This window comes from Microbacterium sp. LCT-H2, assembly GCF_001866135.1.
Lineage (GTDB): Bacteria > Actinomycetota > Actinomycetes > Actinomycetales > Microbacteriaceae > Microbacterium.
Genome location: NZ_MODW01000007.1, coordinates 29928 through 56083, shown reverse-complemented (window position 1 = coordinate 56083; position 26156 = coordinate 29928). Strand labels below are relative to the sequence as shown.

General features: G+C 67.4%; 24 protein-coding genes. 12 read left to right on the top strand and 12 right to left on the bottom strand.

The window, feature by feature from the left end; translation table 11 throughout:
* Positions 1 to 92: 92 nt before the first annotated feature.
* From BK819_RS14635 to trxA, 4 genes are all read left to right on the top strand, one after another.
* Positions 93 to 2288: a DUF6049 family protein gene (locus tag BK819_RS14635; RefSeq protein WP_071329776.1), complete on the top strand. Its 2196-nt coding sequence runs from the start codon at positions 93 to 95 to the stop codon at positions 2286 to 2288.
* Positions 2281 to 3897 (top strand): murein biosynthesis integral membrane protein MurJ, encoded by a 1617-nt coding sequence (gene murJ / locus BK819_RS14630; protein ID WP_071329775.1) that lies wholly within the window; start codon positions 2281 to 2283, stop codon positions 3895 to 3897. Before BK819_RS14635 ends, murJ begins: the two co-directional genes overlap by 8 nt.
* Before the next feature lie 79 nt (positions 3898 to 3976).
* Positions 3977 to 4951: a thioredoxin-disulfide reductase gene (gene trxB, locus BK819_RS14625; RefSeq protein WP_025102858.1), complete on the top strand. Its 975-nt coding sequence runs from the start codon at positions 3977 to 3979 to the stop codon at positions 4949 to 4951.
* 68 nt (positions 4952 to 5019) lie between these two features.
* The gene (gene trxA / locus BK819_RS14620) at positions 5020 to 5343 is read left to right on the top strand and encodes a thioredoxin (RefSeq protein WP_025102859.1); all 324 of its coding nucleotides are present in this window, start codon (positions 5020 to 5022) and stop codon (positions 5341 to 5343) included.
* 129 nt (positions 5344 to 5472) lie between these two features.
* On the opposite strand, the gene BK819_RS16430 is transcribed toward trxA, so the two are convergent.
* The 11 genes from BK819_RS16430 to rpmH all read right to left on the bottom strand — a co-directional run bounded on the left by BK819_RS16430 (position 5473) and on the right by rpmH (position 14342).
* Complete coding sequence (locus BK819_RS16430) at positions 5473 to 5790, bottom strand: GrpB family protein (RefSeq protein ID WP_083391820.1); 318 nt, start codon at positions 5788 to 5790, stop codon at positions 5473 to 5475.
* A 6-nt stretch (positions 5791 to 5796) separates the two neighbouring features.
* Positions 5797 to 6132 (bottom strand): hypothetical protein, encoded by a 336-nt coding sequence (locus tag BK819_RS14615; protein ID WP_025102860.1) that lies wholly within the window; start codon positions 6130 to 6132, stop codon positions 5797 to 5799.
* A 9-nt stretch (positions 6133 to 6141) separates the two neighbouring features.
* Positions 6142 to 7590: a sugar porter family MFS transporter gene (locus BK819_RS14610; protein ID WP_218138570.1), complete on the bottom strand. Its 1449-nt coding sequence runs from the start codon at positions 7588 to 7590 to the stop codon at positions 6142 to 6144.
* 61 nt (positions 7591 to 7651) lie between these two features.
* Positions 7652 to 8626, bottom strand: coding sequence for a ParB/RepB/Spo0J family partition protein (locus BK819_RS14605; protein WP_071329773.1), 975 nt, complete (start codon positions 8624 to 8626; stop codon positions 7652 to 7654).
* Positions 8626 to 9549 carry a ParA family protein gene (locus tag BK819_RS14600; protein ID WP_071329772.1) on the bottom strand — a complete coding sequence of 308 codons (924 nt, stop codon included), beginning with the start codon at positions 9547 to 9549 and terminating at the stop codon, positions 8626 to 8628. Before BK819_RS14600 ends, BK819_RS14605 begins: the two co-directional genes overlap by 1 nt.
* 1717 nt (positions 9550 to 11266) lie before the next feature.
* Positions 11267 to 11914 (bottom strand): 16S rRNA (guanine(527)-N(7))-methyltransferase RsmG, encoded by a 648-nt coding sequence (rsmG, locus tag BK819_RS14595; RefSeq protein WP_071329771.1) that lies wholly within the window; start codon positions 11912 to 11914, stop codon positions 11267 to 11269.
* A 24-nt stretch (positions 11915 to 11938) separates the two neighbouring features.
* Positions 11939 to 12430 (bottom strand): R3H domain-containing nucleic acid-binding protein, encoded by a 492-nt coding sequence (locus BK819_RS14590; RefSeq protein ID WP_071329770.1) that lies wholly within the window; start codon positions 12428 to 12430, stop codon positions 11939 to 11941.
* Positions 12427 to 13497, bottom strand: a complete 1071-nt coding sequence (gene yidC, locus BK819_RS14585) for a membrane protein insertase YidC (RefSeq protein WP_071329769.1) — start codon at positions 13495 to 13497, stop codon at positions 12427 to 12429. Before yidC ends, BK819_RS14590 begins: the two co-directional genes overlap by 4 nt.
* A gap of 3 nt (positions 13498 to 13500) precedes the next feature.
* Positions 13501 to 13851 (bottom strand): membrane protein insertion efficiency factor YidD, encoded by a 351-nt coding sequence (yidD, locus tag BK819_RS14580; protein ID WP_062637723.1) that lies wholly within the window; start codon positions 13849 to 13851, stop codon positions 13501 to 13503.
* Positions 13848 to 14198 carry a ribonuclease P protein component gene (gene rnpA / locus BK819_RS16425; RefSeq protein ID WP_083391819.1) on the bottom strand — a complete coding sequence of 117 codons (351 nt, stop codon included), beginning with the start codon at positions 14196 to 14198 and terminating at the stop codon, positions 13848 to 13850. The genes yidD and rnpA overlap by 4 nt, the downstream gene beginning before the upstream one ends.
* Positions 14199 to 14204: 6 nt before the next feature.
* The gene (gene rpmH, locus BK819_RS14575; RefSeq protein ID WP_022879826.1) at positions 14205 to 14342 is read right to left on the bottom strand and encodes a 50S ribosomal protein L34; all 138 of its coding nucleotides are present in this window, start codon (positions 14340 to 14342) and stop codon (positions 14205 to 14207) included.
* 224 nt (positions 14343 to 14566) lie between these two features.
* On the opposite strand from rpmH, the gene BK819_RS14570 reads away from it, so the two are divergent.
* From BK819_RS14570 to BK819_RS14535, 8 genes are all read left to right on the top strand, one after another.
* Positions 14567 to 15181, top strand: coding sequence for a phage holin family protein (locus BK819_RS14570; RefSeq protein WP_071329768.1), 615 nt, complete (start codon positions 14567 to 14569; stop codon positions 15179 to 15181).
* A gap of 185 nt (positions 15182 to 15366) precedes the next feature.
* A complete protein-coding gene (gene dnaA, locus BK819_RS14565) occupies positions 15367 to 16758 on the top strand; it encodes a chromosomal replication initiator protein DnaA (RefSeq protein WP_060921326.1) in 1392 nt (463 codons plus the stop codon).
* 481 nt (positions 16759 to 17239) lie between these two features.
* The gene (gene dnaN, locus BK819_RS14560) at positions 17240 to 18382 is read left to right on the top strand and encodes a DNA polymerase III subunit beta (RefSeq protein WP_025102872.1); all 1143 of its coding nucleotides are present in this window, start codon (positions 17240 to 17242) and stop codon (positions 18380 to 18382) included.
* 52 nt (positions 18383 to 18434) lie between these two features.
* Positions 18435 to 19649, top strand: coding sequence for a DNA replication/repair protein RecF (recF, locus tag BK819_RS14555; RefSeq protein WP_071329767.1), 1215 nt, complete (start codon positions 18435 to 18437; stop codon positions 19647 to 19649).
* Entirely contained in the window at positions 19642 to 20151 is a 510-nt protein-coding gene (locus BK819_RS14550; protein ID WP_071329766.1) for a DUF721 domain-containing protein, read from the top strand. The genes recF and BK819_RS14550 overlap by 8 nt, the downstream gene beginning before the upstream one ends.
* A gap of 118 nt (positions 20152 to 20269) precedes the next feature.
* On the top strand, positions 20270 to 22351 hold the full coding sequence (gene gyrB, locus BK819_RS14545; RefSeq protein ID WP_083391818.1) for a DNA topoisomerase (ATP-hydrolyzing) subunit B: 2082 nt from the start codon (positions 20270 to 20272) through the stop codon (positions 22349 to 22351).
* 72 nt (positions 22352 to 22423) lie between these two features.
* Positions 22424 to 24979, top strand: a complete 2556-nt coding sequence (gyrA, locus tag BK819_RS14540) for a DNA gyrase subunit A (RefSeq protein WP_071329765.1) — start codon at positions 22424 to 22426, stop codon at positions 24977 to 24979.
* Positions 24976 to 25380 (top strand): DUF3566 domain-containing protein, encoded by a 405-nt coding sequence (locus BK819_RS14535; RefSeq protein ID WP_071329764.1) that lies wholly within the window; start codon positions 24976 to 24978, stop codon positions 25378 to 25380. Before gyrA ends, BK819_RS14535 begins: the two co-directional genes overlap by 4 nt.
* A 58-nt stretch (positions 25381 to 25438) precedes the next feature.
* Here the strand turns inward: BK819_RS14535 and BK819_RS14530 are convergent, their stop codons facing one another.
* A complete protein-coding gene (locus BK819_RS14530) occupies positions 25439 to 26149 on the bottom strand; it encodes a VIT family protein (protein WP_071329763.1) in 711 nt (236 codons plus the stop codon).
* Between the last annotated feature and the right edge of the window lie 7 nt (positions 26150 to 26156).

Genomic DNA, 26156 nt, shown 5'->3' with positions numbered 1-26156 from the left:
CGCGTCTTCAGGGTTCTCCTCTGTCCGGCCTCCTAGAATCGCAGAGTCAGTACTCACGATCCGCCTCTCCCGGGCGTTCGAGGAAGACCTTCATGACCGCGATCACTCCCGAGACGGGCCTCCGCGCGCGCGTGCGCCGGCTCGCGGCGTTCGTGGTCGCCGCCGGCGTCTGCGTCGTCGGCGTCGCCGGTCCCGCTGTGGCGGCCGACCAGCCGGCCGCCGACGACGATCAACGGGTGGAACTGCATGTCACGGCGGGCCTGCGCGGGACCGTCGCCCCCGGGACGTCGACGTCGGCCGTGGTCACGATCGACAACCGCACCGAGGCGGAGCTCTCCGCGGGTCGCGTCGAGATCGAGCTCGGCAGCACGCCACTGACCGACGACGACGCCGTCACCGAATGGTTGGACGAGGGCCAGGCCGCGGGTTCCTTCCTCTCCCTCGGAGAGGAGACCACGAAGCCGACGGAGGCGGGCGGAGCCGCCGGCACCACCGTGTTCGTGCCGCAGGAGACCTTGAAGCCGTTGAAACCCGGGGTGTACCCGCTGCGGGCTGCCCTGAGCGACGCCGGCACGAAGGATGGTGAGGGACAGCGCACCACGACCTGGGACACCACCGCGACGAGCGTCCTCGTCGTCACCTCCGGCCCCACAAGCCCGGTCGGGGTCATCGTGCCCATCACCGCCACGCCGGCGGGCGGTGCCCTCCTGAGCGCCGAGGAGCTCGCGGAGTTGACCGCCCCGGACGGCGACCTCACCGCGCAGCTCGACGGCGTGGCCGGGACGACGGCGGTGCTCGCGGTCGACCCTGCCATCCTCACGTCGATCCGCGCGCTGGGCACCGCCGCCCCCTCAGCGGCGACTGACTGGCTGCAGCGGCTCGACGAACTCCCCAACGCCCGTTTCGCCCTGCAGTTCGGCGATGCCGACCTCACGGTGCAAGCGCAGGCCGGTCTGCCCGAGGCGCTGGCACCGCTGCCGCTGACCTCGCTGCTCGATCCCGCCGCGTTCCCCCAGCAGCGAGCCGTGACACCGACGAGCACTCCCGGCACCACTGCAGAACCGTCGCCGACGCCGACCGACGGACCGGCTCTTCCCACCGACGAGGAGCTCACGGAGATCGACGGCGCGATCCCGGGGATCGTCTGGCCGGAGAGCGACCTCACGGAGGCCGACCTCGCGGCGTTCACCGGCTATCTGGGCCGCCCCGCCACGACCATCGTGTCGTCCGAGACCGTCGGCGATCAGAGTGCGGCCCATGCGACAGCGGGCGGTCAGGACCTGCTCGTCATCGATGCCGCCACGTCGGCCGCGTTGTCTGCTGCGGCGACCGAATCCGCCTCGGTTCCCCGCCAGGGGCTGTTGGCGGAAGCCGCCGCGCGGCTCTTCCTCGCCGGCGCCCGGGCCCCCGGCGCTCCGATCCTCATCGGCCTGGAGCGCGACGAGAACCGCTCCGCGGATGCCCTCCGCGACGCGATCTCGGCAGCCGACTCGATCGGCTTCGAGCTCTCGACGGTGCGGGCGGCTCCCGCCGCCTCGGTGACGCTTCCCGAGACGGCCGCAGCGACCCGGGCGTCCGACCTCACCAATCTCCTCGCCGACGAGCGCTCACTCACAGCCTTCGCCACCGTCCTCAGCGACCCCCTCGTGCTGCTCAGCCCCGAGCGGATCCGGGTCCTGCGGACCATCGCGGTCGGATCGTCCGCGGAAGCCTTCGCCGAGAAGGTCGCGGCCCATCGTGCCCGCACCACCGAGACGCTCGGTGCCGTCAGCATCCCCGACTCCAGCACCATCCAGCTCCTCACGGCCAACGCCGACCTCCCCATCGCCGTGCGCAACGACCTCCCGTGGCCGGTGACGGTGCGGCTGTACGCCGCCCCCACCGATCCGCGCCTCGAGGTGACGCCCGTGATCGACGTCGCCGTGCAGGCGAACTCAACCACGAGGGCGAAGGTGCCGGTGTCGGCCCGAGTCGGCAGCGGCGAGCTCGATCTGCGCCTCAGCCTCACCAGCCCGACCGGGGTGCCGATCCAGTCCGAGCAGACCATCCGCGTCGCGGTGCGCGCGGAGTGGGAGACCATCGGCCTCGTCGTCTTCGGCGGACTCGCCGTGCTCCTCATCGCTCTCGGGGTGGTGCGCACCGTGCGTCGGAAGCGCCGAGAGGCGATCGAGGAGCAGGCCGTCGAGGCCGCCGTCGAGGAACTGATCGAGGAGAAGGAGGCGGAGGCGGCCGTGCAGGAGCACCACGACGGTCCGGATGCCCCGCCGACGAAGGAGTCGCGTGAGTAGTCTCGGGCGTGCCAGCGCCATCATCGGCGCCGGCACCATGGTGTCGCGCGTGACCGGGCTGCTGCGCAGCATCGTCCTCGTGGCGGTGATCGGGTCGTTCAACTCGGGGCCCGCCGACGCGTTCGCCGCGGCGAACACTCTCCCGAACAGCGTCTTCTCCCTCATCTCCGTCGGCATCCTCACCGCGGTCATCGTGCCGCAGATCGTCAAGGCCACCGCAGACGCCGACGGGGGCAATGCCTTCATCTCGAAGCTCTTCACCCTCGGCACGGTCGTGCTGGTGGCTGTTACGGCGATCGCCACGATCGCCGCCCCGTGGCTCGTGCAGATCGTCGCCGGGGGCCTGTCCTCGACCACCCAGGCGCTCGCGACCGCGCTCGCGTACTGGTGTCTCCCGCAGATCCTGTTCTATGGTCTGTACGCCCTGCTGGGCGAAGCCCTGAACGCGCGGCGGATCTTCGGTCCCTTCACCTGGGCGCCCGTCGTCAACAACATCGTCTCCATCATCGGGTTCCTGATCCTGGGATGGGCCTTCTCCCCGGTCTCCCGGAACTCCGCCGACTGGACGCCGGAGATGATCGCGATGCTCGGCGGCACGGCGACCCTCGGCATCGCCGTGCAGGCGCTCATCCTGCTGCTGTTCTGGAGGCGGACCGGGCTGTCCCTGCGTCCCGACTTCCACTGGCGGGGCGTCGGCCTCGGCAACGTGGGCAAACTCGCGGGGTGGACCTTCCTGATGGCCCTGGCCTCGCTGTCCGCGGGTGTGCTCCAGGGGAACATCGTCAGCAACGCGTCGGAGTCGGGGGCGTCGCTCGCCGTGACGGCCAACGCCTGGCTCATCTTCATGCTGCCGTACTCGGTCATCGTGCTGTCGATCGGGACCCCGTACTTCACGCAGATCAGCGAGCACGCGGCCGCAGGTCGCGACGACGAGGTCCGCGGAGACATCTCGCGCAGCATCCGCACGCTACTGTTCTTCATCGTCGCCGCCGTCGCCGCGGTCGCGGCCGCGGCGATCCCCGCATCGCGTGTCTTCACCGAGAGCCCTTCGGATGCCGAGGGAGCCGCCATCGTCCTCCTCTGCTATCTGATCAGCCTCATCCCGCTCACGATCCTGTTCATCGTCCAGCGGACCTTCTACGCTTACGACGACACCCGCACCCCCTTCTGGTTCACGATCTTCCAGTGCACGTTGATCGTCGTGACCGCACTGGGCGCGGCGGGGCTCCTGTCCGCGGAGATCATCGCCCTGTCTCAGCTGGCTGCCGCCGTGGCTCTGGGCCAGTCGATCGCCAGCACGCTGCAGACGATCGTGGCGACCTGGCTGCTGCACCGCAAGATCGGTGGGCTGGGCGTCCTCTCGTGGATGCGTGCCCTGGCGCTCTTCGCGATCGCCGCGATCCCGGCCGGTCTCGCCGGCTGGGGCACGTTCCTCCTCCTCGGCGGGACGACGGGATGGGCGACGTCCGGAGTCATTCCCGGCACCCTGGCGACGGCCGTCATCGGCCTCGTCGTCGTGCTCGTGTACGTCGCGATCCTCGCGGTCTTCCGCGCCCCGGAGCTGAAGGCCGCCGGCGGGCTCGTCCGCCGCTTCCTGCCCGGCCGCTGACGCGGGAATGCCCCGCGGTTACCATGGGTTGAAACAGTCGGACGTCTTTCGACGGCACCGCCTTTCTAACGGAGATCACATGCGTCAGGTCATCATCATCGGCTCCGGCCCCGCCGGATTCACGGCTGCCATCTACGCGGCGCGCGCGAACCTGGAGCCGCTGCTCATCGCGAGCTCCGTCGAGGTCGGCGGAGAGCTCATGAACACGACCGAGGTGGAGAACTACCCCGGCTTCCCGGAGGGCATCCAGGGCCCCGAGCTCATGGCGAAGTTCCAGGAGCAGGCCGAGAAGTTCGGCACCGAGGTGCTCTACGACGACGTCACCGAGCTCGACGTCGCCGGCCCCGTCAAGAAGGTCACCCTCGGTTCGGGCGCGACCCACGAGGCGAAGACCATCATCTACGCGACGGGTTCCGCCTACCGCAAGCTCGGCATCGAGGGCGAGGAGCGTCTCTCCGGCTTCGGCGTCTCCTGGTGCGCCACCTGCGACGGCTTCTTCTTCCGTCAGAAGACCATCGCGGTCGTCGGCGGCGGTGACTCGGCGATGGAGGAGGCCACCTTCCTCACGCGCTTCGCGGACAAGGTGTACGTCATCCACCGCAAGGACACCCTGCGGGCCTCGAAGATCATGCAGGAGCGCGCCTTCGCGAACGAGAAGATCGAGTTCGTGTGGAACAGCGAGGTCGTGGAGATCCTCGGCGACAACGCCGTCTCGGGCGTGCAGCTGCGTTCCACCGAGGACGGCTCGCTGCGCGACCTGCCCCTCGACGGCCTGTTCATCGCCATCGGCAACGACCCGCGAACCCACCTCGTCCACGAGAAGCTCGAGCTCACGCCCGAGGGGACGATCTGGGTCGACGGTCGCTCCTCGCGCACGTCGGTTCCCGGTGTCTTCGCCGCCGGCGACGTGATCGACCCCACCTACCGCCAGGCCATCACCGCCGCCGGAACGGGCACGATCGCGGCCCTCGACGCCGAGCACTTCCTCGCCGACCTGGAGGACTCCTCCGTCGAGGTCCCCGCGGCCGAGGCGGCCGAGGTCATCACGGCCTGACCACGGCCGGGAACACTTTCCCCTCGCCCGTTGTTGCAACAGGCGAACCTCGAACAAGGAGAACTCTGATGAGTGCAAAGGCAACGAGCCAGGCGACCTGGGAGCAGGACGTGCTGCAGGCCGATGGTCCCGTGCTGGTGGACTTCTGGGCCGAGTGGTGCGGTCCGTGTCGTATGGTCGCGCCGGTGCTGGACGAGATCCAGTCCGACAACCCCGACAAGATCACCATCCTCAAGCTCAACGTGGACGAGAACCCGGAGCTGGCCATGAAGTACCAGATCACGTCGATCCCGGCGATGAAGGTCTTCCAGGGCGGAGAGGTCAAGACGACGATCATCGGCGCCAAGCCGAAGTTCGCCCTCGAGCAGGATCTGGCCGCTTTCCTCGGCTGATCCCCCACGACCGCGAGAAGGGCCGCACCTCCGGGTGCGGCCCTTGTCGCATCCTCCGGGCCGCCCGTACTGGTCAGCGCTTGTCGTACACGTCCACGGGCTCGAGACCGCGCGCGGCCCGGGCGCTGTTCACGATCTCCTGGATGACGGCGGTCTTTCCCGCGTTGCAGGAGGACACCCCGTCCGCTGCCGCCCGCGCAGCGTCGTGCTTGACCTGCTCATATCCGACGCACCTCCGGCGGCCTCCAGCTCGGGCAGACGAGCGTCGAGCCGCTCCCGCGTCTCCACGCGCACCGCGAGGTCGATGATCGGTTTCGCGCTCATCCCGGGAATCGCGGTCGAGCCGATGTGCTCGATGATCCACCCGTCCTCCCCGGCGGCGCGGATCCTTGTCGCGAACTCCTCGAACCGCAGCGGCCAGGACGGGTCAGAAGGCACGAGGAGCATCGGTCGTCAGGAGGCGTCCGCGATGCGGGGATCCCAGCGACGATGGCGCTGCTTCTCGTCCAGGAGCCCCCACACGGCCGGTGTGAGTTCCGGGTACTCGAGGGCGATCTGTCGCAGCACGCGGTAGTGTCGCGCGGCGTTCGGACGCACACCGTCGTTTGCCGCGATGTTGTCGGCGCGGAGCAGGTAGACGACGAGCTCGTCGACGCTGGGCAGCTCCTCCATGAACTCCCAGGGGTCCTCGCCGCCGAGCAGGCGCTCCTGCACGAGGACAGCGAGTTCGTCCGACGCCTCGGCGCGCAGCACTTCCAGGCTGGCGCGACGGGGGACGGACTCGGTCATCCCTCCAGCCTACGCGCGTGCGCGACGGGGTCGGCGCTCCACCTTCGCATCCTCGCTCATGTCCTCGAGCTCGCGGCCCTTGGTCTCCGGCACCTTGAAGAACACGAAGAAGAACGACAGCAGCGCGAAGAACGCGTAGAAGCCGTAGGCGAACGTGAGGCCGATCTCGGCGAACGCGGGGAACGTCGTCGAGATGAAGAAGTTCGCCACCCACTGCGCCGCGGCGGCCACGGCCAGGGCACCGGCACGGATCGAGTTCGGGAAGATCTCGCCCAGGAGCACCCACACCAGCGGACCCCAGCTCGCACCGAAGAACACGACGAAGCCGTTGGCGCAGATGAGGGCGACGGTGGCCCAGGGGTCGGGGAGAGTCGCGGTTCCGGAGGCGTCGAGCGTGCCGAACGAGAAGGCGAGCGCCATCAGCCCGAGAGTCACCGTCATGCCGACCGAGCCGACGAGCAGCATGATCCGACGCCCGATGCGGTCGACGAGGAGGATCGCGACGATCGTGACGACGATGTTCGTGACAGAGGTGATGACGGAGGTGAGGAGGGCGCTGGACTCGTCGAAGCCCACCGACTGCCACAGCGTCGTGGAGTAGTAGAAGATGACGTTGATGCCGACGAACTGCTGGAACACCGACAGCAGGATGCCGACCCAGACGATCGGCTTGAGTCCCAGCCGGCTCCCCCGCAGATCCCGCAGCGACTCGGAGCGCTCCGTGTCGATCGTCCCCGTGATCTCCTTGATCTTCGCCTCGGTGTCGATCGTCCCCGTGACGGTCTGGAGCACTTCCGCAGCGCGCTTCACCTCGCCCTTGCGCACCAGGTAGCGCGGGGATTCCGGCAGCCGGAGCGACATCAGTCCGTAGACGAGCGCGGGGATGGCCGCGACCATGAACATCCATCGCCACGCGGTCAGACCCCAGAGCGGCTGGTCCGCCTCCCCCGCGATGCCGGCCAGCAGGGCATCGGACAACAGCGCGGCGAAGATGCCGAGGACGATCGCGAGCTGTTGCAGCGAGCCGAGACGGCCGCGAATCGCTGCCGGCGACACCTCTGCGATGTATGCAGGTGCGATCACCGACGCCGCACCGACGCCGAGGCCGCCGATGACTCGCCAGATGATGAGGTCGACGACGCTGAAGGCGAGGCCGGAGCCGATCGCCGAGACGAAGAACATGGCGGCGGCGGCCACCATCACCGGGATGCGGCCGAACTTGTTCGAGACGGGCCCGGCGAACCAGGCACCCACAGCGCAGCCGATCAAGGCCGACGACACCGCGAAGCCCTTGAGGCCGGTGCCGAGATCGAATCCGGAGACGTCTCCGGCCAGAGCGTCGACGGCGCCGTTGATCACCGCGGTGTCGAATCCGAAGAGGAAACCACCCAGGGCCGCCGCGATACTGACGGCGATCACGCGACGCTTGATGGTCGCTGGATCAGCTGGTCTGGACATGACATCCCCCTCGCATCGTCAAGATGACGCGAGTCTATGCCAGCCCCGACCAGGGGCGCGGTCACCGCGCGGAGCCGTACCCTTCTTCACCGAGCTCCTCGAGAATGCGGTTCAGGTCCTGGATCGATGCGAAATCGATCGTGACCTGGCCTTTCCGCGCACCCAGTGAGATCCGGACCCGGGTGTTGAGGCGGTCGCCGAGCTTGCCGGCGACCTCGTCCAGGTACGCCCGACGCGCACCAGGTGTCGGCTTCGGGGTCTTGCCTGCCGACGGCTGCGCCTTGGCGGCTTCTTCCGTCGCGCGAACGGACAGATCCTCATTGACGACCTTGTCCGCGAGACGCTGCATCGCCTCCGCAGACTCCACGCTGAGGATGGCGCGGGCGTGCCCGGCGGTCAGCACGCCGGCGGCCACCCGCTGCTGCACCGGGACCGGGAGCTTGAGCAGGCGGATGGTGTTGCTGATCTGCGGACGGGAGCGACCGATACGCGTGGCCAGCTCCTCCTGGGTGATGCCGAAATCATCCAGGAGCTGCTGGTAGGCCGACGCCTCTTCGAGGGGATTCAGCTCCGAGCGGTGGAGGTTCTCCAGCAGCGCGTCCCGCAGGAGATCCTCGTCGGCCGTGTCGCGGACGATGGCCGGGATCGCCTCGAGTCCGGCCTCGCGAGCGGCACGCGTGCGCCGCTCCCCCATGATGAGCTCGTACTCGCCGTCGTTGTTCTTCCGGACGACCACCGGCTGCAGCACGCCGAACTCACGGACGCTGTGGACGAGCTCCGCGAGGTCCTCCGGGTTGAAGTGCGTGCGTGGCTGGCGAGGGTTGGGGACGATCGCCTGCGGGTCGACCTGGATCAGATGGATCCCAGGAACCGCCTCGAGTTCGGGCGCGGGCGCGGCGTCGGCGCTCGTGGAGGGAGCCTCGGGGGTCGGTGCGATCTTCGTGCCGGGGAAGAACACGTCGACGGGACGTTCGGTCTGGTCCGCTGTCGGGATGAGGGCGCCGATGCCGCGGCCGAGTCCAGTGCGCTTCGCCATTATTTCTCCTTGCTCTGCGTCTGTCTCGACGCGATCTCGACGGCGGCCTCGCGGTACGCGATCGCCCCGGCGGACTGACCGTCGTAGGCGATGACCGTCTGGCCGAAACTGGGGGCTTCCGACACACGGACGGAGCGCGGAATCACGGTGTCCAGCACCTGCGAGGGGAAGTGGGACCGCACCTCTTCCGCCACCTGCTGGGCCAGCCGCGTCCGTCCGTCGAACATCGTGAGGAGGATCGTCGACAGATGCAGACCCGGGTTGAGGTGCTTCTGGATCATCTGGATGCTACCGAGTAGCTGGCTCAGGCCCTCGAGAGCGTAATACTCGCACTGGATCGGGATGAACACCTCGTTCGCGGCGGTGAAGGCGTTGATCGTGAGCAGCCCGAGGGAAGGAGGGCAGTCGATGATGACGAAGTCCACGGGATGGTCTGCGAGGTAGTCCTCCAGAGCGCGGCGCAGGCGGTGCTCCCGCGCGACCTGCGCGACGAGCTCGATCTCAGCGCCGGCGAGATGGATGGTGCTCGGCGCACAGAAGAGGTTCGGACTCTCGGGGCTGGGCTGAACGATCTCCGCCAGGGGGAACTCGTCGATGAGGACGTCGTAGACACTCGGGGTGTCGGCGTTGTGCGGCACCCCGAGGGCAGTGGAGGCGTTCCCCTGCGGATCGAGGTCGATGACGAGGACCTTCGCTCCCAGACCCGCCAGCGCGGATGCGATGTTCACGGCGCTAGTGGTCTTACCCACGCCGCCCTTCTGATTCGACACCGTCAGGATGCGGGTGTCGCCACTGAACTCGACAGAGACCCCTTCCAGCGCGCGGCGCCGGGCGGAGAGATCCGCGATTTCCCGCGCGAGCGGGGTGTCCATCCCGAACGATTCGTTCGATGGTGCCTTCTCGGACTGTTTCACGTGAAACATCCACTCCTTTCGGGGCCGCGTTCCACTCTAATCGCAGCGACCGACCTCGGATTACATCCGCGATGCGGTCTCTCGTCTCCTCCCCCTGAGAGACGGGCGCCGGTAACCAGGCTGTCGGAGCCGGGAGGCATTGGTTTCACGTGAAACGTGCGACCAAGTGCGAACCGGTTGCCTGGCTCCGCCACGCGCACCGGCTCAGAGAGCACTCTGATTCGCGGCGATGATGGCCGCTCTCTCATCAGTCGCCCTTCTGTGCGCTCGATGGCGGGCCCTTCCCGTCGCGCTCCCTTCGTCGGGACATCTCCTCCCATCCGCTGCACTCCGAGTGAAGCGCTCCACCGTGGGTTCTGATGGGAGCAGCGCGCACCCAGTCGGTTCCGGGGACCCGGACGTACTTCGCGGCCCCTTCGCCACCCGCATCAGAGCTGCCGACTCCCTACGGTAGCCGTGCGGACGGTCCGCGGACGGCCCACCCCGGGCGTCGACCTTTGAGCCGGCCGGCACCCTTCCCCAACGTCATCTCTCGTGTTGTCTGCTCTCGCCCGGAGTGCATACATGAAGTGCGCTGGCCTGTGGCAACGAACAACCATGTACCCGGCGCCCCGATGCCCCTCCTCTCTCGTCTCTGAGCACAATCAGCGTGCGCGACCTCAGGCGCGACGCGGTAGACCGTTTCACGTGAAACGCCCGCGCCGCATCGCTCCCCGTATGTTCGAAGCTCGACCCGCCACAGCGTTTCAGCTGGCGCGACCACGTGCTCTCGCGATACTGCACAGCGATGGTCGCGCCGGGTTTCGACAGCCCAGCTCGTCAGACGGCGGGACGCCCATGTCCAGACCGCCGACAGCAGTGTCAACACAGAGCTACCGCATTGCGCCAGAGTCGGGAACGCCGTGCGGACAGCACTCCAACCACCCGCGCATCGACCGAAAGAAGCCCGGGACAACCTCGCAGGCGGACGGGGCTGCTGTCAGCGCCTGCATCCGCGGTTGACGGAACGTGGTCAGCGCCCTCAGGCACACGCGTCCCGCGCCTTGTCCATAAGGCAAAGGGTTCTCACCTCCGTTGTACTGAGGTGATCGCGAAGCAGAGCGTGCCTCGCGACCGCCGTCACGGCGAGTCCCACGTGCGGCCGTGTACCGCCGGGACCACTTCTCCTCTTGTCGTCGCCTCGCCGTTTCACGTGAAACAACCGCGTTGGAGGCTCGGAGGCGCGACATGGCGAAGCCGCGGCGACCGACGCGCCCAGCCCCAAGAGGGCCCTCCGCTCCCCCACCCCTTAGCTCGCCCCGTAGGTCAACAAACGTTCAGCGCGTTTCTCCGTGCACCCAGCTCGCGGGAGTGAGCGGTCCTGGCCCCTGTCTATCGATCGTGCGCACAGCCTCCCGCCGAAGACACGTCCACTACCGGATACCGACGACGACTCACGTTTCACGTGAAACACCCGTGTGAGCGAGACGTCCGGACGGAGTCAGGCACAGCCAGGAGGACCTCACGGGCCTGTCATCCCCGTTCCACCACGTCGGCAGCGAGGATGGGGAGCATCGTGGCGCCGACTGGGGCTTATACCGCCCCCTGAGGAAGGGCGCTCCACGTCGGCCCTAGCCGCTACTCAGAGGGTCGGACACGCGGTTCACCTCAGGATGAAGCCAGGAGCTTCGCTCGCGAGGGCGGCACCGAGCCTTGGTCGGAGCGTTTCACGTGAAACGTGCACGTCTCAGCGTACGCGGGCGCGGACGACCCGAGTCGTCTCCGGGAGCAGTCCTTCACCCAGAACTTCGACGCGAACGTCGGAGAGCTTGAACTTCGCGATCTGCTTCCGCGCCGCCTCGATCTCATTGGCGGCGTTCATGCCCTTCAAGAGGGCGAGTTCACCACCATCGCGCACCAGCGGAGCCGTCAGCGGGATCAAGGTACGCAGTGCGCTCACCGCACGAGCCGTGACGACGTCGAAGGCACCCTTCGCACGGACGTCCTCCGCACGCGCCCGGAGAACGGTGACGTTGGAGAGCCCGAGGTCGTTTACCTGCTCCGTCAACCAGGTGATCCGACGCTCCATAGGCTCCACCAGTGTCCAAGACACGTCGGGGCGTGCGATGGCGAGCACCAGACCGGGCAGTCCGGCACCGGACCCGATGTCCGCCACGGAACCATGGAAGAGCGGTGCGGCGATCGCGCTGTTCAGGATGTGACGGGTCCACAAGCGGGGCAACTCAAGCGGTCCGATCAGGCCCCGCTCCTCCCCTTGACGGGCGAGGGAGTCCGTAAACCGCCGAGCGATCTCCAGGCGGTCTCCGAACAGGTCGGCGGCGACCGTCGGCTCCTGCTCGACGGTCTTCTCGCCAGAATCGCTCGTCTCAGACACCCGCCAGCACTCGCCTTCGGTACGTCAGTGACGGCGCAGGACGGTGTGACGGTCCGCGCCCTCGCCGTACGATTCGGAGACGAGCCCGCGCTCCGCAGCGATGTCGTGCACCAACTTGCGCTCGTAGCTGGACATCGCGGGCAGCGACGCCTGCGAGGAACCCTCATCGAGCTTGGCCGCTGCAGCCTCGACCAGGGTCACGAGCTGGCGGCGGCGCGCGTCACGCGAACCACCGATGTCGAGGATGAGACGCGAGAACGAGCCGGTCTTGTTCTGGACGGCGAGACGCGTGAGCTCCTGCAGGGCCTGCACAGTGTCCGGAGCGGAGAGCAGAGCGAGGCCATCGCCCTCGGCCTCGACCGAAACGTAGGCACGACCCTGACGGACGTCGAGGTTCAGATCACCGTCGATGTCGGCGATGTCGAGCAGCTCCTCGAGGTAGTCCGCCGCGACGTCCCCCTCGTTCTCGAGCTGCGCCACAGTGGGCTCTGCGCTCCCGGTCACGACCTCGCTCATGACGCGTTCCCCTTCTTCTTCGCACGCTTCTTGCCGACCGGCTGCTGCCGCTTCGGCGCCGCCGCCTTCGCCTTCTCAGCCTCCTCGAGCAGACGCTGCTGCTCGGCCTCGTATGCAGCCATCGGAACGACCTTGCCGGAGGAGTCGATCGCCTTGCCCTTGCGGGCGAGCCGCTCCTCGCGAGCCTTGGCCGCTTCGGAACCCGGAGTCGGCATCTCGCGGATCACGAGGAACTGCTGACCCATGGTCCAGAGGTTGGAGATGAACCAGTACACGACGACGCCGAGCGGGAAGAAGACACCGGAGAAGATGAAGCCCAGCGGCAGCACGTAGAGCATGATCTTCTGCATCTGGTAGGCCTGGCCGGTCTTGGCTTCCGGCGACAGGTTCTTCGAGATGATCTGCAGCTGCGTGAAGAACTGCGACGCGATCATCAGGACGACCAGGGTCACCAGGATGATGATCGCCGTGACGTTCTGAGCATCGATCGCGTTTCCGAGGGTCTCGTGCAGCGAGGCCACCCCGAAGAGCTTCGCGTCGTAGAACTCCTGCGTGAGCTCGGCACTCAGCAGTCCGACACCGCCGATGCCTTGCGTCGCGTGCTTGCTGACGTCGCTCAGCACGCTGTAGAGCGAGAAGAAGATCGGCATCTGCACGAGCAGCGGCAGGCAGCTCGACATCGGCGTCGTGCCGTGCTTCTTATAGAGCGCCATCGTCTCGCGGCTCATCGCCTCACGAGAGAGCTGGTCCTTCTTGCCGCGGTACTTCTCCTGGACTTTTCGCAGTTCAGGAGCGATTTCCATCATCTTGCGCTGGCTCTTGATCTGCTTCACGAACAGCGGGATGAGCGCCGCGCGGACCACGATCACGAGTCCGACGATCGAGAGGACCCAGGTGATGCCGGAAGCCGCAGGGAGACCGACGGCCGTCAGCAGCCAATGCCAGGCGACGAGGATGAGCTCGACGATCCACTTCAGCGGCCACAGGATCGTTCCGAGCAGATCGAATCCGCCGGATGCCGGTTCCGGGCTGGGGGTGGCACTGGCGAACAGAAGGTCAAGACCCACCGATCAGTCCTTTCGGGAGGGGACGACGAAACCGTGAGCGGTCAGGTCGTAGCGGAAGTGTCGATGCGGTGTGACGTCGTCGACGCCTCCGCGAGACCAGGGATTGCAGCGGAGGATGCGCCACGCCGAGAGCAGAGCCCCCCGCACGGCGCCATGCTGCTGCACCGCACCTACAGCGTAGGCGGAACAAGAGGGGTAGTACGCACACACGTCTCCGTACATCGGCGAGACCACCTTGCGGTACCCCGCGAGGAAAGCCAGCACGGCGTTGCGCGGAAGGAGCGGGATGCTTCGGAGCACGTCGCGTCCGTGCATCTCCCCCGTGCCCACCGACGACGCCGGCAACGCGGTCATGATGCGGCCTCGACGGGCGCGAGCCGCGCCAGACAGCGGTGAACGTCACTCCGGAGTTCCGCGTACGACGCGGTCGCCGACGCAGGAAGGGCACGGATGACGACATCCGTGCCCTGAGGAACACGCGGGAGCGCCTCCGCACAGACGGCTTTGAGGCGCCGGCGCACGGTGTTTCGCACCACAGCGGTACCCACCTGCTTGCTGATGATGAAACCGAAACGCGCTGCTCTGCTCTCACCCGTCGCCAGCATCGAGGTGAGGACGCGGGCCCCGCCACAACGCGATCCGCGTCGAACGACCAGTCGGTAGTCGCTCCCGCGGGTCAAACGGAACGGGCGGGCGAGCACAGCTGCTTACGCGGAGAGCTCGGTACGGCCCTTCGCGCGGCGTGCCGAGAGGATGGCACGGCCGGCGCGGGTGCGCATGCGGGCACGGAAGCCGTGCTTCTTGGCGCGACGACGGTTGTTGGGCTGGAAGGTGCGCTTGCTCATGAGATCACTCCGGGAATGCTGCCACCGGATTCACTTCGACCGGAGACATAGGGAACTGCCATACAGGCATAAGTCAACCGATTAAGGGTACGTCTTGGCGGCGCACAGGGCAAATCTACCGTACGGCCGTTCCGGGCCGCTCCGCGTGCGAGGGCGCCATCCGGCCGTCGATATGCTAATCCGACCGCCGATGAGCCGAGATGCCATGCCAGCGAGAGGCCGAGATGACCGATCAGCAGACCCCCTCCTCCGACTCCGGTTCCGAGCCCGCCCGTGACGGCGGAGCATCAGGTGCGCTCTCCACCGCGGCGATCGCCACCGGCGCTGTCTCCCTGATCCTCCTGGTCGCCCTCGCCGTTCCGTACTACGCCCTCCAGAACCCCTGGCTGATCCCCGCCTTCGTCCTCGGCGCGGCAGCCGCGATCGGCGGAGTCGTCCTCGCCCGCCGAGCGCGCCGCGCTCCTTCGGACGAGCGCCGCACGGCAGGTCTCGGGTTGGCAGCTGCCCTCGCCGCGCTCGTCCTCGCCCTCGTCCTGCTGGTCGTCTTCCTGCTCGGACTCTGGTCGCCGCCGCAGAACAAGGTCTTCCTCGAGGGAACAGGACCGCAGTCCGGGGTCACCGCCACGTTCAGCAGCGACGCCGAGACCAGGACGCTTCCCTGGCCGGCTGTGGGAAACGCGCAGTACACCACCTCGGAGTCGTCCACCTGGATCACGATCACGGCCCCGAGCGACAGCAAGGATCAGACGGTGGGTTGCAGGATCTACTGGAACGATGACCTGGTCGTCGAGGAGACCTCGGACTCCGGCACGGTCAGCTGCGTATACGACGCCGACTGACGGCGCCCGGCTCCCCTCCACACAGGAGCTATCCACAACCCCGAGCAATCGACCGAACCGCCACACGACCTGATTCTCTGCGGCAGGTTGCCGTTCCCGACGCCGATGACTAGCGTGGGCATCCGTAGTTATCCACAGGGCAGCCCCTCCCGCGCTCCCCTTCCCGATCCGTCGTCCGGAGCACCATGTCCTCACCAGCCCAGCCCGATGTCCCGATCTGGACCACGGTGCAGGAGCTGCTGGAATCCGACGATCGGGTCACCCCGCAGCTTCAGGGCTTCCTGAGCCTCGCGGTGCCGGCCGGGGTGATGTCGGCGACGCTGTACCTGGAGGTGCCGAACGACCTCACCGCGGCGCAGATCAACAAGCGTCTGCGCCTGCCCATCATGGAGGCCCTCGCTCATGTCGGCGAGGAAGTGACGTCGTATCGGGTGGTCGTCAACCACGAGCTCGCCGATCAGCCCACCGCTCCGATCGCCGTGGCGGACTACGGTCGGCAGGATCCGGTGCGCGCCGAGTCGCCGATGGAGCAGCCGACGGCGCTACGCCACGAGTCCCGCCTCAACCCGAAGTACACCTTCGACAACTTCGTCATCGGCCAGTCCAACCGCTTCGCCCACGCGGCCGCGGTGGCCGTCGCCGAGGCGCCGGCCAAGGCCTACAACCCGCTCTTCATCTACGGCGACTCCGGACTGGGCAAGACCCACCTCCTGCACGCCATCGGCGACTACGCGCAGTCCCTCTACGCCGGAGTCAAGGTGCGCTACGTCTCCAGCGAGGAGTTCACGAACGACTTCATCAACTCCATCGCCAACAACCGCGGCGCCGCCTTCCAAGCCCGGTACCGCGAGGTGGACATCCTCCTCATCGACGACATCCAGTTCCTCCAGGGGCGTGCGGAGACGCAGGAGGCGTTCTTCCACACGTTCAACACGCTGCACGATCACAACAAGCAGGTCGTGATCACCAGCGATGTCGCGCCGAAGCACCTCACGGGCTTCGAGGACCGCATGCGCAGCCGATTCGAGTGGGGCCTCATCACCGACGTGCAGGCACCCGATCTCGAGACGCGTATCGCCATCCTGCGGAAGAAGGCGCAGAGCGAGGCTCTCCACATCCCCGACGAGGTGCTCGAGTACATCGCCACGGTCGTGTCCTCGAACATCCGCGAGCTGGAGGGAGCACTCATCCGGGTGTCGGCGTTCGCGAGCCTGAACCGTTCGGCCCTCGACATCTCCCTCGCCCAGACCGTCCTGCGGGACATCATCGACACGGCCGAGGACAACATCATCTCGCCGACCGACATCATCACGGCGACCGCACAGTACTTCAAGCTCACCGTCGACGATCTGTACGGCTCCAGCCGCTCGCAGCAGATCGCCACCGCCCGGCAGATCGCCATGTACCTCTGTCGTGAACGGACCAGCCTCTCCCTCCCGAAGATCGGCCAGCTCTTCGGCAACCGCGACCACACGACGGTCATGTATGCCTACAAGAAGATCAGCGAGCTCATGAAAGAGCGTCGCTCCATCTACAACCAGGTGACCGAGATCACCACGCAGCTCGGTCGTCGCTGACGCCTGCGCGCACGAGAGGGACGCCATCCGACACCGGACGGCGTCCCTTCGGCGTTTGACAGGGCCCTGATCGCCGGATAAATGCGTCTATGCACATGTGGATAACTTGTGGATGACCGTGGAACGCGCCGACGCAGGTGTGGGTCGATCGGAGAAACCTGTGGATAACCACGGGACGGTCGAATCGCGATGGACCCTCGTCCACCCGCGGATTCCTCAGGGTCTCCACAAGTGACAAGTGTGTAGTTCCCTACTCGCGCTTGCTTTCCACCGACTTATCCACAGTATCCACAGGTGTTAACACCGTTAAGGAGTTAAGTCATTCAGGGTGCGATCCGATCACCAGACGGTGGGGAGAACCGTCCGAGGCATGACAAGACCTCCGGCGTAGGGAAGCGCAGGACTGTGGGGCTAGCATGGGATTCCCTGCACTGGCAGGACCCGACGACGACCCGTCATGTTCGACGACAAGGGAGCACCCGTGAGGTTTCAGGTCAACCGCGATGTCTTCAGCGAGGCTGTGTCCTTCGTCGTCAAGCTGCTCCCCCAGCGCAATCCGCAGCCGATCCTCGCCGGAGTCCTGATCGAGGCCGACGGTTCCGGACTCACGCTCTCGGCCTTCGACTACGAGGCCTCCGCGCGGACGACCATCGAGGCGACAGTCGAGACCCCGGGGACGATCCTCGTCCACGGCCGTCTGCTCTCGGACATCGCGAGCCGCCTCCCGAACGCTCCCATCGAGATCGCCGTCGAGGATGACGGCGGGATCGCCGTCACCTGCGGCTCGGCGCGCTTCACGCTCGCCGCCATGCCGGTCGAGGAATACCCGTCGATCCCCGAGGTGTCCGGATCATCCGGCGTCGTCCCCGCCGACGAGTTCGGCACCGCGATCGCGCAGGTCGGCTTCGCGGCATCCCGCGACGATGTGACTCCCGTGCTGACGGGTGTCCAGCTCGAGGTCACCGGCCACACGCTCAGCCTCGTCGCCACCGACCGCTACCGGGTTTCGCTCCGCGACGTGCCGTGGGACGGCGAGGCCGTCGAGGCCACCGCACTCGTCCCCGCTCGCACCCTCGTCGAGGTCGGGAAGACCTTCGGTCACGCCGGCACGATCCAGATCGCGTTCTCGGGGGCCGGGGACCGCGAGATCATCGCGTTCACCGCCGGCAACAAGACCGTGACCTCGCTCCTCATCAAGGGCAACTTCCCCCCGGTGCGCCGCCTCTTCCCGGAGCAGACCGATCACTACGCCGTCGTCAACACCGCTGACCTCATCGAGGCCGTGCGCCGTGTGTCCCTCGTGCTCGACCGTGCCGCGCCGCTGCGCTTCACGTTCTCGACCGACAGCGTCACCATGGATGCCTCGGGCAGCGAGCACGCCCGCGCGTCCGAGTCGGTCGACGCGATCCTCTCCGGTGGCGACGAGGTGACGCTGGGGCTCAACCCGCAGTACCTCATCGAAGCCCTCGGCGCGGTCAAGAGCGAGTTCGTGCGGGTCACGTTCACCTCCAGCGACAACGCCAACAAGCTCAGCCCGGTCCTCATCACCAGCCAGACCTCGGTCGACCAGGCCGGCCTGGACTCGTTCAAGTACCTGCTGCAGCCCAACCTGCTCCTGCGCTGAGCGCGAGCACTCGCCCCGAGGGAGTGTCCGACCCGGAAGGTAGGCTGGCTCCGTGATTGTGGAGCACCTCAGCCTGGTCGATTTCCGCAATTACGCGACCGCGGAACTCGCCCTGCACCGAGGGCCCAACGTCCTCGTCGGGCGGAACGGTCAGGGCAAGACGAACCTCGCCGAGGCGGTGGTCTTCCTCGCGACGCTCGGGTCGCACCGCGTGTCCACCGACGCTCCGATGGTGCGGGACGGCCAGGACTTCGCCGTCATCCGGGCGCGGCTCTCCCACGGCGAGCGGCGCGTGCTGGTCGAGGTGCAGCTCAACCGGCAGGGATCGAACAAAGCTCGCATCAACGGCTCCCCGTCGAAGACCAATGAACTCCCCCGCTATGCGCATGTCGTGCTGTTCGCACCGGAAGACCTCCAGATCGTCCGGGGCGACCCGTCGGCCCGTCGCCGGTTCGCCGACCAGCTCCTCATCCAGCGCACCCCGCGTCTCGCCGCGGTACTGGCCGACTACGATCGCGTACTCAAGCAGCGCAACGCCCTTCTCAAGTCGGCACGGGCGCGCGGCATCCGCGGTGAGGCATTGAGCACCCTGGACGTCTGGGACGACAAGCTCGTGTCCCTCGGATCGGAGATCATCTCCGCGCGGCAGCGGTTGGCCGCCGACCTGCAGCAGCCGGTGGCCGATGCCTATGCGGCGATCGCGGGCGCCGATCACCGGCCGCGGCTGGACTGGGCGCTGTCCGTCGCCGGCGGCGATCCGGAGGACGACGACGATCGGGACGACACGGAGGCCTCCGCCCCCGTCGACGACGTGCGCGGGGACTCCCGTCGCATCGCCGAGATGTTCCGCGCCTCCCTCGCCGCGAAGCGATCGAACGAGCTCGACCGCGGCCTCACCCTCACCGGACCGCATCGCGACGATCTGGTGCTGCGCGTCCGCGACCTCCCCGTGAAGGGCTACGCCTCGCATGGCGAGTCCTGGTCTGTCGCCCTCGCTCTGCGGCTCGCCTCCGCGGAGCTGTTGCGTAGCGAGTCTCCCGCCGGCGACCCGGTGCTCATCCTCGACGACGTCTTCGCCGAGCTCGACGCGGATCGGCGCCAGCGACTCGCCACCCTCACCGCAGGCTACGAGCAGGTGGTGGTCACCGCAGCGGTGGAGGAGGATATCCCCGACGTGCTCCACGCTCACGTGGTCCGTATCGCGGCGGGCACCATCAGCGACGAGCGCAACCGATCGCAGGGAGAGGAGGGTGCGAGTCATGACTGATGTGCTCACCGACAGCGCGGCCGCGCCGGAGGCTCCTGAGACCGTCGCGACCTACCTTCGACTGCGGGGACTCCAGCCGAGCGCCAAGAACTGGAAGCGCAAGCGACGGATCACCGTCGACGACGACAACGCGCCGTTCACCCCCGGACGCGATCCGGGCAGCCTCGGTGCCGTCCTCGACACCCTCAGCCGCGAGTCCGGGTGGGAGACGACGCTCGCCCGGGAAGACCTCGTCCGCCAGTGGGCCGACCTCGCCGGGGCGGACACCGCGAAGCACTCGGAACCGGTATCGCTCGAACGCGGGCTGCTCACCGTCAAATGCGATTCCACGGCCTGGGCGAAGAACCTCCAGTTCATGCGCGCGACGATCCTCACCGAGATCGGACGACGGTATCCGGAAGCGGGAGTGGAGAACCTCCGCTTCATCGGACCGGACGTCCCCTCGTGGAAATGGGGTCCCAGAGCCGTTCCAGGGCGGGGCCCGCGCGATACCTACGGGTAGGGCACCATGCAAGGGGTCCGAAACGCTCAGAGGGCCACACGCGGCCGTTGAGCGGCATTTCGACTCGAAACCCCGCTAGAATGGGAGTTCGAGATATCGATCTGGAGAATGCCCTCTGATGACGCCTGAATCCCCTGCTGACGAGACGGAACCGAACAACGACGCTTCGTCGGGCTCACAGGCCGGAGGATCGGCGGCACCCGCACCGAAGAAGCAGCAGCCCGGTGAGTACGGCGCCGACTCGATCCAGATCCTCGAAGGACTCGAGGCCGTGCGCAAGCGCCCCGGCATGTACATCGGCTCGACCGGGCCACGTGGACTGCACCACCTCGTCTACGAGATCGTCGACAACTCGGTGGACGAGGCGCTGGCCGGCTACGCCGACACGATCTTCGTCACCCTTCTCGCCGATGGCGGGGTGCGCGTCGTCGACAACGGTCGTGGCATCCCCGTCGACCCGCACTCGTCCGACCCGTCGAAGTCGACCGTCGAGGTCGTGCTCACGATCCTGCACGCGGGCGGCAAGTTCGGCGGCGGCGCCTACGCCGTCTCCGGCGGTCTGCACGGCGTCGGCTCCTCGGTCGTGAACGCCCTGTCGACGCGTTTCGACGTGGAGGTCAAGCAGAAGGGCTTCGTCTGGCGGCACAGCTTCGCCGACGGCGGCGTCCCGCAGCAGAAGCTCGAGAAGGGCGAGGCCACCGACCAGACCGGCACGAGCATCACGTTCTGGCCGGACGCGGAGATCTTCCAGGAGACCGTCGAGTTCGACTACGACACGCTCCGCACCCGGTTTCAGCAGATGGCATTCCTCAACAAGGGACTGCGCATCGAGCTGTCGGACGAGCGGCCGGAGTCGGCCTACGAGACCGAGGAAGACGGCCAGGCGGTCACGAAGCAGCCGAGCGACGTCTTCTTCTACGAGCGCGGCCTCGTCGACTACGTCGAGTACCTGAACAAGGTGCGCCACGCCGAGGTCGTCAACGAGGAGATCATCGCCTTCGAGTCGGAGGACACGGCGCGCAAGATCTCCCTCGAGGTCGCGATGCAGTGGACCACGTCCTACACGGAGAACGTGTTCACCTACGCGAACACGATCAACACGCACGAGGGCGGCACGCATGAGGAGGGCTTCCGGGCGGCGCTCACCACGCTCGTCAACCGCTACGCCCGCGCGAACAACCTCCTCAAGGAGAAGGACGATAACCTCTCCGGCGACGATGTGCGCGAGGGGCTGACCGCCGTCATCTCGATCAAGCTCGGCGAGCCCCAGTTCGAGGGGCAGACCAAGACGAAGCTCGGTAACACCGAGGCGAAGGCGTTCGTGCAGAAGGTGGTCGGCGACCAGCTCGGCGATTGGTTCGACCGAAACCCGAGCCAGGCGAAGAACGTCATCCGCAAGGCAATCGACGCCGCGACCGCGCGGCTCGCCGCCCGCAAGGCGCGCGAGACGGCCCGTCGCAAGAGCGTCTTCGAGTCCGCCGCCATGCCGGACAAGCTCAAGGACTGCACGAGCAAGGACCCGTCGATCAGCGAGATCTTCCTCGTGGAGGGAGACTCGGCCGGCGGCTCGGCGGTGCAGGGTCGCGACCCGCACACGCAGGCGATCCTCGCCCTGCGCGGCAAGATCCTCAACGTCGAGCGGGCGCGCCTCGACAAGGCGCTCGGCAACAAGGAAGTCCAGGCGATGATCCAGGCCTTCGGCACGGGCATCGGCGAGGAGTTCGACATCGAGAAGGCGCGGTACCACAAGATCGTGCTGATGGCCGATGCCGATGTCGACGGTCAGCACATCACCACCCTGCTGCTCACGCTGCTGTTCCGCTACATGCGCGGACTCATCGAGGCCGGCTTCGTGTACCTCGCGATGCCCCCGCTCTACCGCCTGAAGTGGTCGAACGCGGCGCACGAGTACGTGTTCAGCGACGCCGAGCGCGACGCGCTGCTGGCCTACGGCCTGGAGAACGGCAAGCGCATCCCGAAGGACGCGGGCATCCAGCGCTACAAGGGTCTCGGCGAGATGAACGCCAAGGAGCTGTGGGAGACCACGATGGACCACACCACCCGGACGCTCCGCCAGGTGACCATCGAGGACGCCGCCGCCGCGGACGAGATCTTCAGCGTGCTGATGGGCGAGGACGTGGAGTCGCGTCGGAGCTTCATCCAGCGCAACGCCAAGGACGTCCGGTTCCTCGACATCTGATCACCGCGGGGTCCTCGAGCGTGTGCCAGGGGACCCGACGCCTCGACAAGCTCAGCCAACCAGGAAAGACACATGACTGACGAAGAACGCCCCGACATCACCGAGGGCCACGAGCACGGCAAGATCGACCAGGTCGATCTCCAGTCGGAGATGCAGCGCAGCTATCTCGACTACGCCATGGCGGTCATCGTCGGCCGCGCGCTCCCTGACGTCCGCGACGGTCTCAAGCCCGTGCACCGCCGGGTGATCTACGGCATGTACGACGGCGGATTCCGGCCCGACAAGTCGTTCTCCAAGTGCGCCCGCGTCGTCGGCGAGGTCATGGGTCAGTACCACCCGCACGGCGACTCGGCGATCTACGACGCCCTCGTCCGTCTCGTGCAGCCGTGGTCGCTCCGATACCCGCTCGCTCTCGGCCAGGGCAACTTCGGCTCGCCCGGCAACATGGGCGCGGCGGCACCGCGGTACACCGAGACGAAGATGGCCCCGCTCGCGCTCGAGATGGTGCGCGACATCGAAGAGGACACCGTCGACTTCGCCGACAACTACGACGGCCAGACCCAGGAGCCGACGGTTCTGCCGTCCCGGTTCCCGAACCTCCTCGTCAACGGCTCGGTCGGCATCGCGGTCGGCATGGCGACCAACATCCCGCCGCACAACCTCCGCGAGGTGTCCGATGCCGCGCTCTGGGCGCTGGACAACCCGGACCTCCCCCGCGAGCAGCTGCTCGACGGGCTGATCCAGCGCATTCCCGGACCGGACTTCCCGACCGGCGCGCAGATCCTCGGCACGAAGGGCATCCACGAGGCGTACCGCACCGGCCGCGGCTCGATCACGATGCGCGCGGTCGTCAACGTCGAGGAGATCCAGGGGCGGACCTGCCTGGTCATCACCGAGCTGCCGTACCAGGTGAACCCCGACAACGTGGCGGTCAAGATCGGCGACCTCGCGCGCGACGGCAAGATCACCGGCATCGCCGACATCCGCGACGAGTCCTCGGACCGCACGGGTCAGCGCCTCGTCGTCGTGCTCAAGCGCGATGCCGTGGCGAAGGTGGTGCTGAACAACCTCTACAAGCACACGCAGCTGCAGGAGAACTTCGGCGCGAACATGCTGGCGATCGTCGACGGCGTTCCCCGGACGCTCGCGATCGACGGCTTCATCTCGAACTGGATCGCCCACCAGATCGACGTCATCGTACGACGGACGCAGTTCCGCCTGAACGAGGCCGAGAAGCGCATGCACATCCTGCGCGGCTATCTGAAGGCGCTCGACGCGCTCGACGAGGTCATCGCGCTCATCCGCCGGTCGCAGACGACCCAGGATGCGAACGAGGGTCTGCAGAAGCTCCTCGACATCGACGAGATCCAGGCCGATGCCATCCTGCAGATGCAGCTCCGTCGCCTCGCCGCGCTGGAGCGTCAGAAGATCATCGACCAGGCGAACGAGCTCGAAGCGCTCATCGCCGACTACAAGGCGATCCTCGCCGACCAGGGCCGGCAGCGGACCATCATCCGCGAGGAGCTCACCGCCATCGTCGACCGGTTCGGCGACGAGCGGCGCACGCACATCCTGCACGGCTTTGATGGCGATGTGTCGATGGAAGACCTCATCGCCGAGGAGGAGATGGTCGTCACCGTCACCCGCGAGGGGTACATCAAGCGCACCCGCAGCGACAACTACCGTTCGCAGCACCGCGGCGGCAAGGGCGTCAAGGGCGCCCAGCTGCGCGCCGACGACATCGTCGAGCACTTCTTCGTCACCACGACCCATCACTGGCTGCTGTTCTTCACCGACAAGGGCCGGGTCTACCGCGCGAAGACGTATGAGGTGCCGGAGGCCGGGCGCGACGCGAAGGGCACGCACGTCGCGAACCTCCTCGCGCTGCAGCCCGACGAGAGCATCGCACAGGTCCTCGACATCCGCGACTACGCGGTGGCGGACTACCTCGTCCTCGCCACGCGCGACGGTCTGGTCAAGAAGACCCGTCTCGACAACTACGACACCAACCGTCAGGGCGGCGTCATCGCCATCCGCCTGAACGATGAGGACGAGCTGGTCAGCGCCCTCCTCGTCAACGCCGAGGACGACATCCTTCTCATCAGCCGCAAGGGCATGTCGGTGAGGTTCCAGGCGACCGACGAGGCGCTGCGCCCGATGGGTCGCGCCACCGCCGGTGTGAAGGGCATGAAGTTCCGCGAGGGCGACAGCCTGCTGTCCGCCTCGGTCGCCGCACCAGGCAAGTATGTGTTCGTCGTCACCGACGGGGGCTACGCCAAGCGCACCGCCGTCGAGGAATACCGCGTCCAGGGACGCGGTGGATACGGCATCAAGGTCGCCAAGTTGAACGACGATCGGGGCACTCTCGCGGGCGGTCTGATCGTGTCCGAGGACGACGAGGTCTTGGTGGTTCTGTCCAGCGGCAAGGTGGTACGCTCTGCCGTGGCCGAGGTCCCCGCCAAGGGTCGCGACACCATGGGAGTGGTGTTCGCCCGCACGACGGAGGCTGACCGCATCCTCGCCATCGCCCGGAATGGTGAGCGTGGTCTCACCGAAGAAGAGACTGAGCCGGATGCCGATGCCGAGGCCCCCCAGACGACTGAGACACCCGAGGATACAGACGCATGAGCACAGTGGCCGACAAGCTGGCGAAGAAGTCGACACGGAAGACCGGCGGTAAGCAGGTTCGTCTGCGCCTCGTCTACGTCGACTTCTGGTCCGCCGTGAAGCTCTCCTTCCTGGGAGCGGTCGCACTGGCCGTCGTCACGATGGTGTCGTTCTTCCTCATCTTCCTCGTGCTGCAGGCCACCGGCATCATGTCCACCGCCGACGAGTTCGTGCGCAGCTTCACCGACGGCGCCATCCCGCTGTCGGAGCTCGTGGGTCTGCCGCAGGTCATGGCATTCGCGGCCGTCGTGGCGATCCTCAACCTGATCGTCTTCACGGTGCTCGGTGCGGTGATCGCGGGCATCTACAACCTGGCGGTGAAGGTCACCGGCGGTCTGCTCGTCGGCTTCATGTCGAACTGATCCTCACGGTCGACGGAAGGGCGGGTGCTACGGCACCCGCCCTTCCGCGTGTGCGGGCTCAGACGACGCCGGTGGATCCGAGGAGCGAGCCGATCAGCCAGGTCGCGGCCAGCGCCAGCGCTCCACCGACCACCAGCCGGAGCGCGGCGCGGAGCGGGGGTGAACCGCCGATGCGCGCCGACACCGTCCCGGTGAGCGCCAGTGCGAGGAGGACGGCGACGAAGGTGACGGGCACTCGAGCCTCCGGCGGCGGGAGGAGGATCGCGAGGAGCGGGAGGAGTGCCCCGAGTGTGAACGCGATGGCGGAAGACGCGGCGGCGTGCCACGGATTGACCAGATCGTCCTGATCGATACCGAGCTCCACCTCGAGGTGTGCGGCGAGGGCGTCGTGGGCGGTGAGCTCCTCCGCCACCCGCTCGGCCGTCTCCTCCGAGAGTCCGCGCCGGCGGTAGAGCGCGGTCAGCTCCGCCAGCTCCTCCGCCGGCATGGTCCGCAGCTCTTCGCGCTCCTTGGCGATGAGTGCCCGCTCGCTGTCGCGCTGACTGCTCACCGAGACGTACTCCCCGAGGGCCATGGAGATCGCGCCGCCGACGAGACCCGCGACGCCAGCGGTGAGTAGCGCGGCGCTGTCCGTCGTGGCACCCGCGACGCCGACGACCAGCGAGGCCACCGACACGATCCCGTCGTTCGCGCCGAGCACGCCGGCACGCAGCCAGTTGAGGCGCTGACTCACGCCCGAACCGTGGGGCTCGTTCTCATGCGTCGTCATGCGCCCA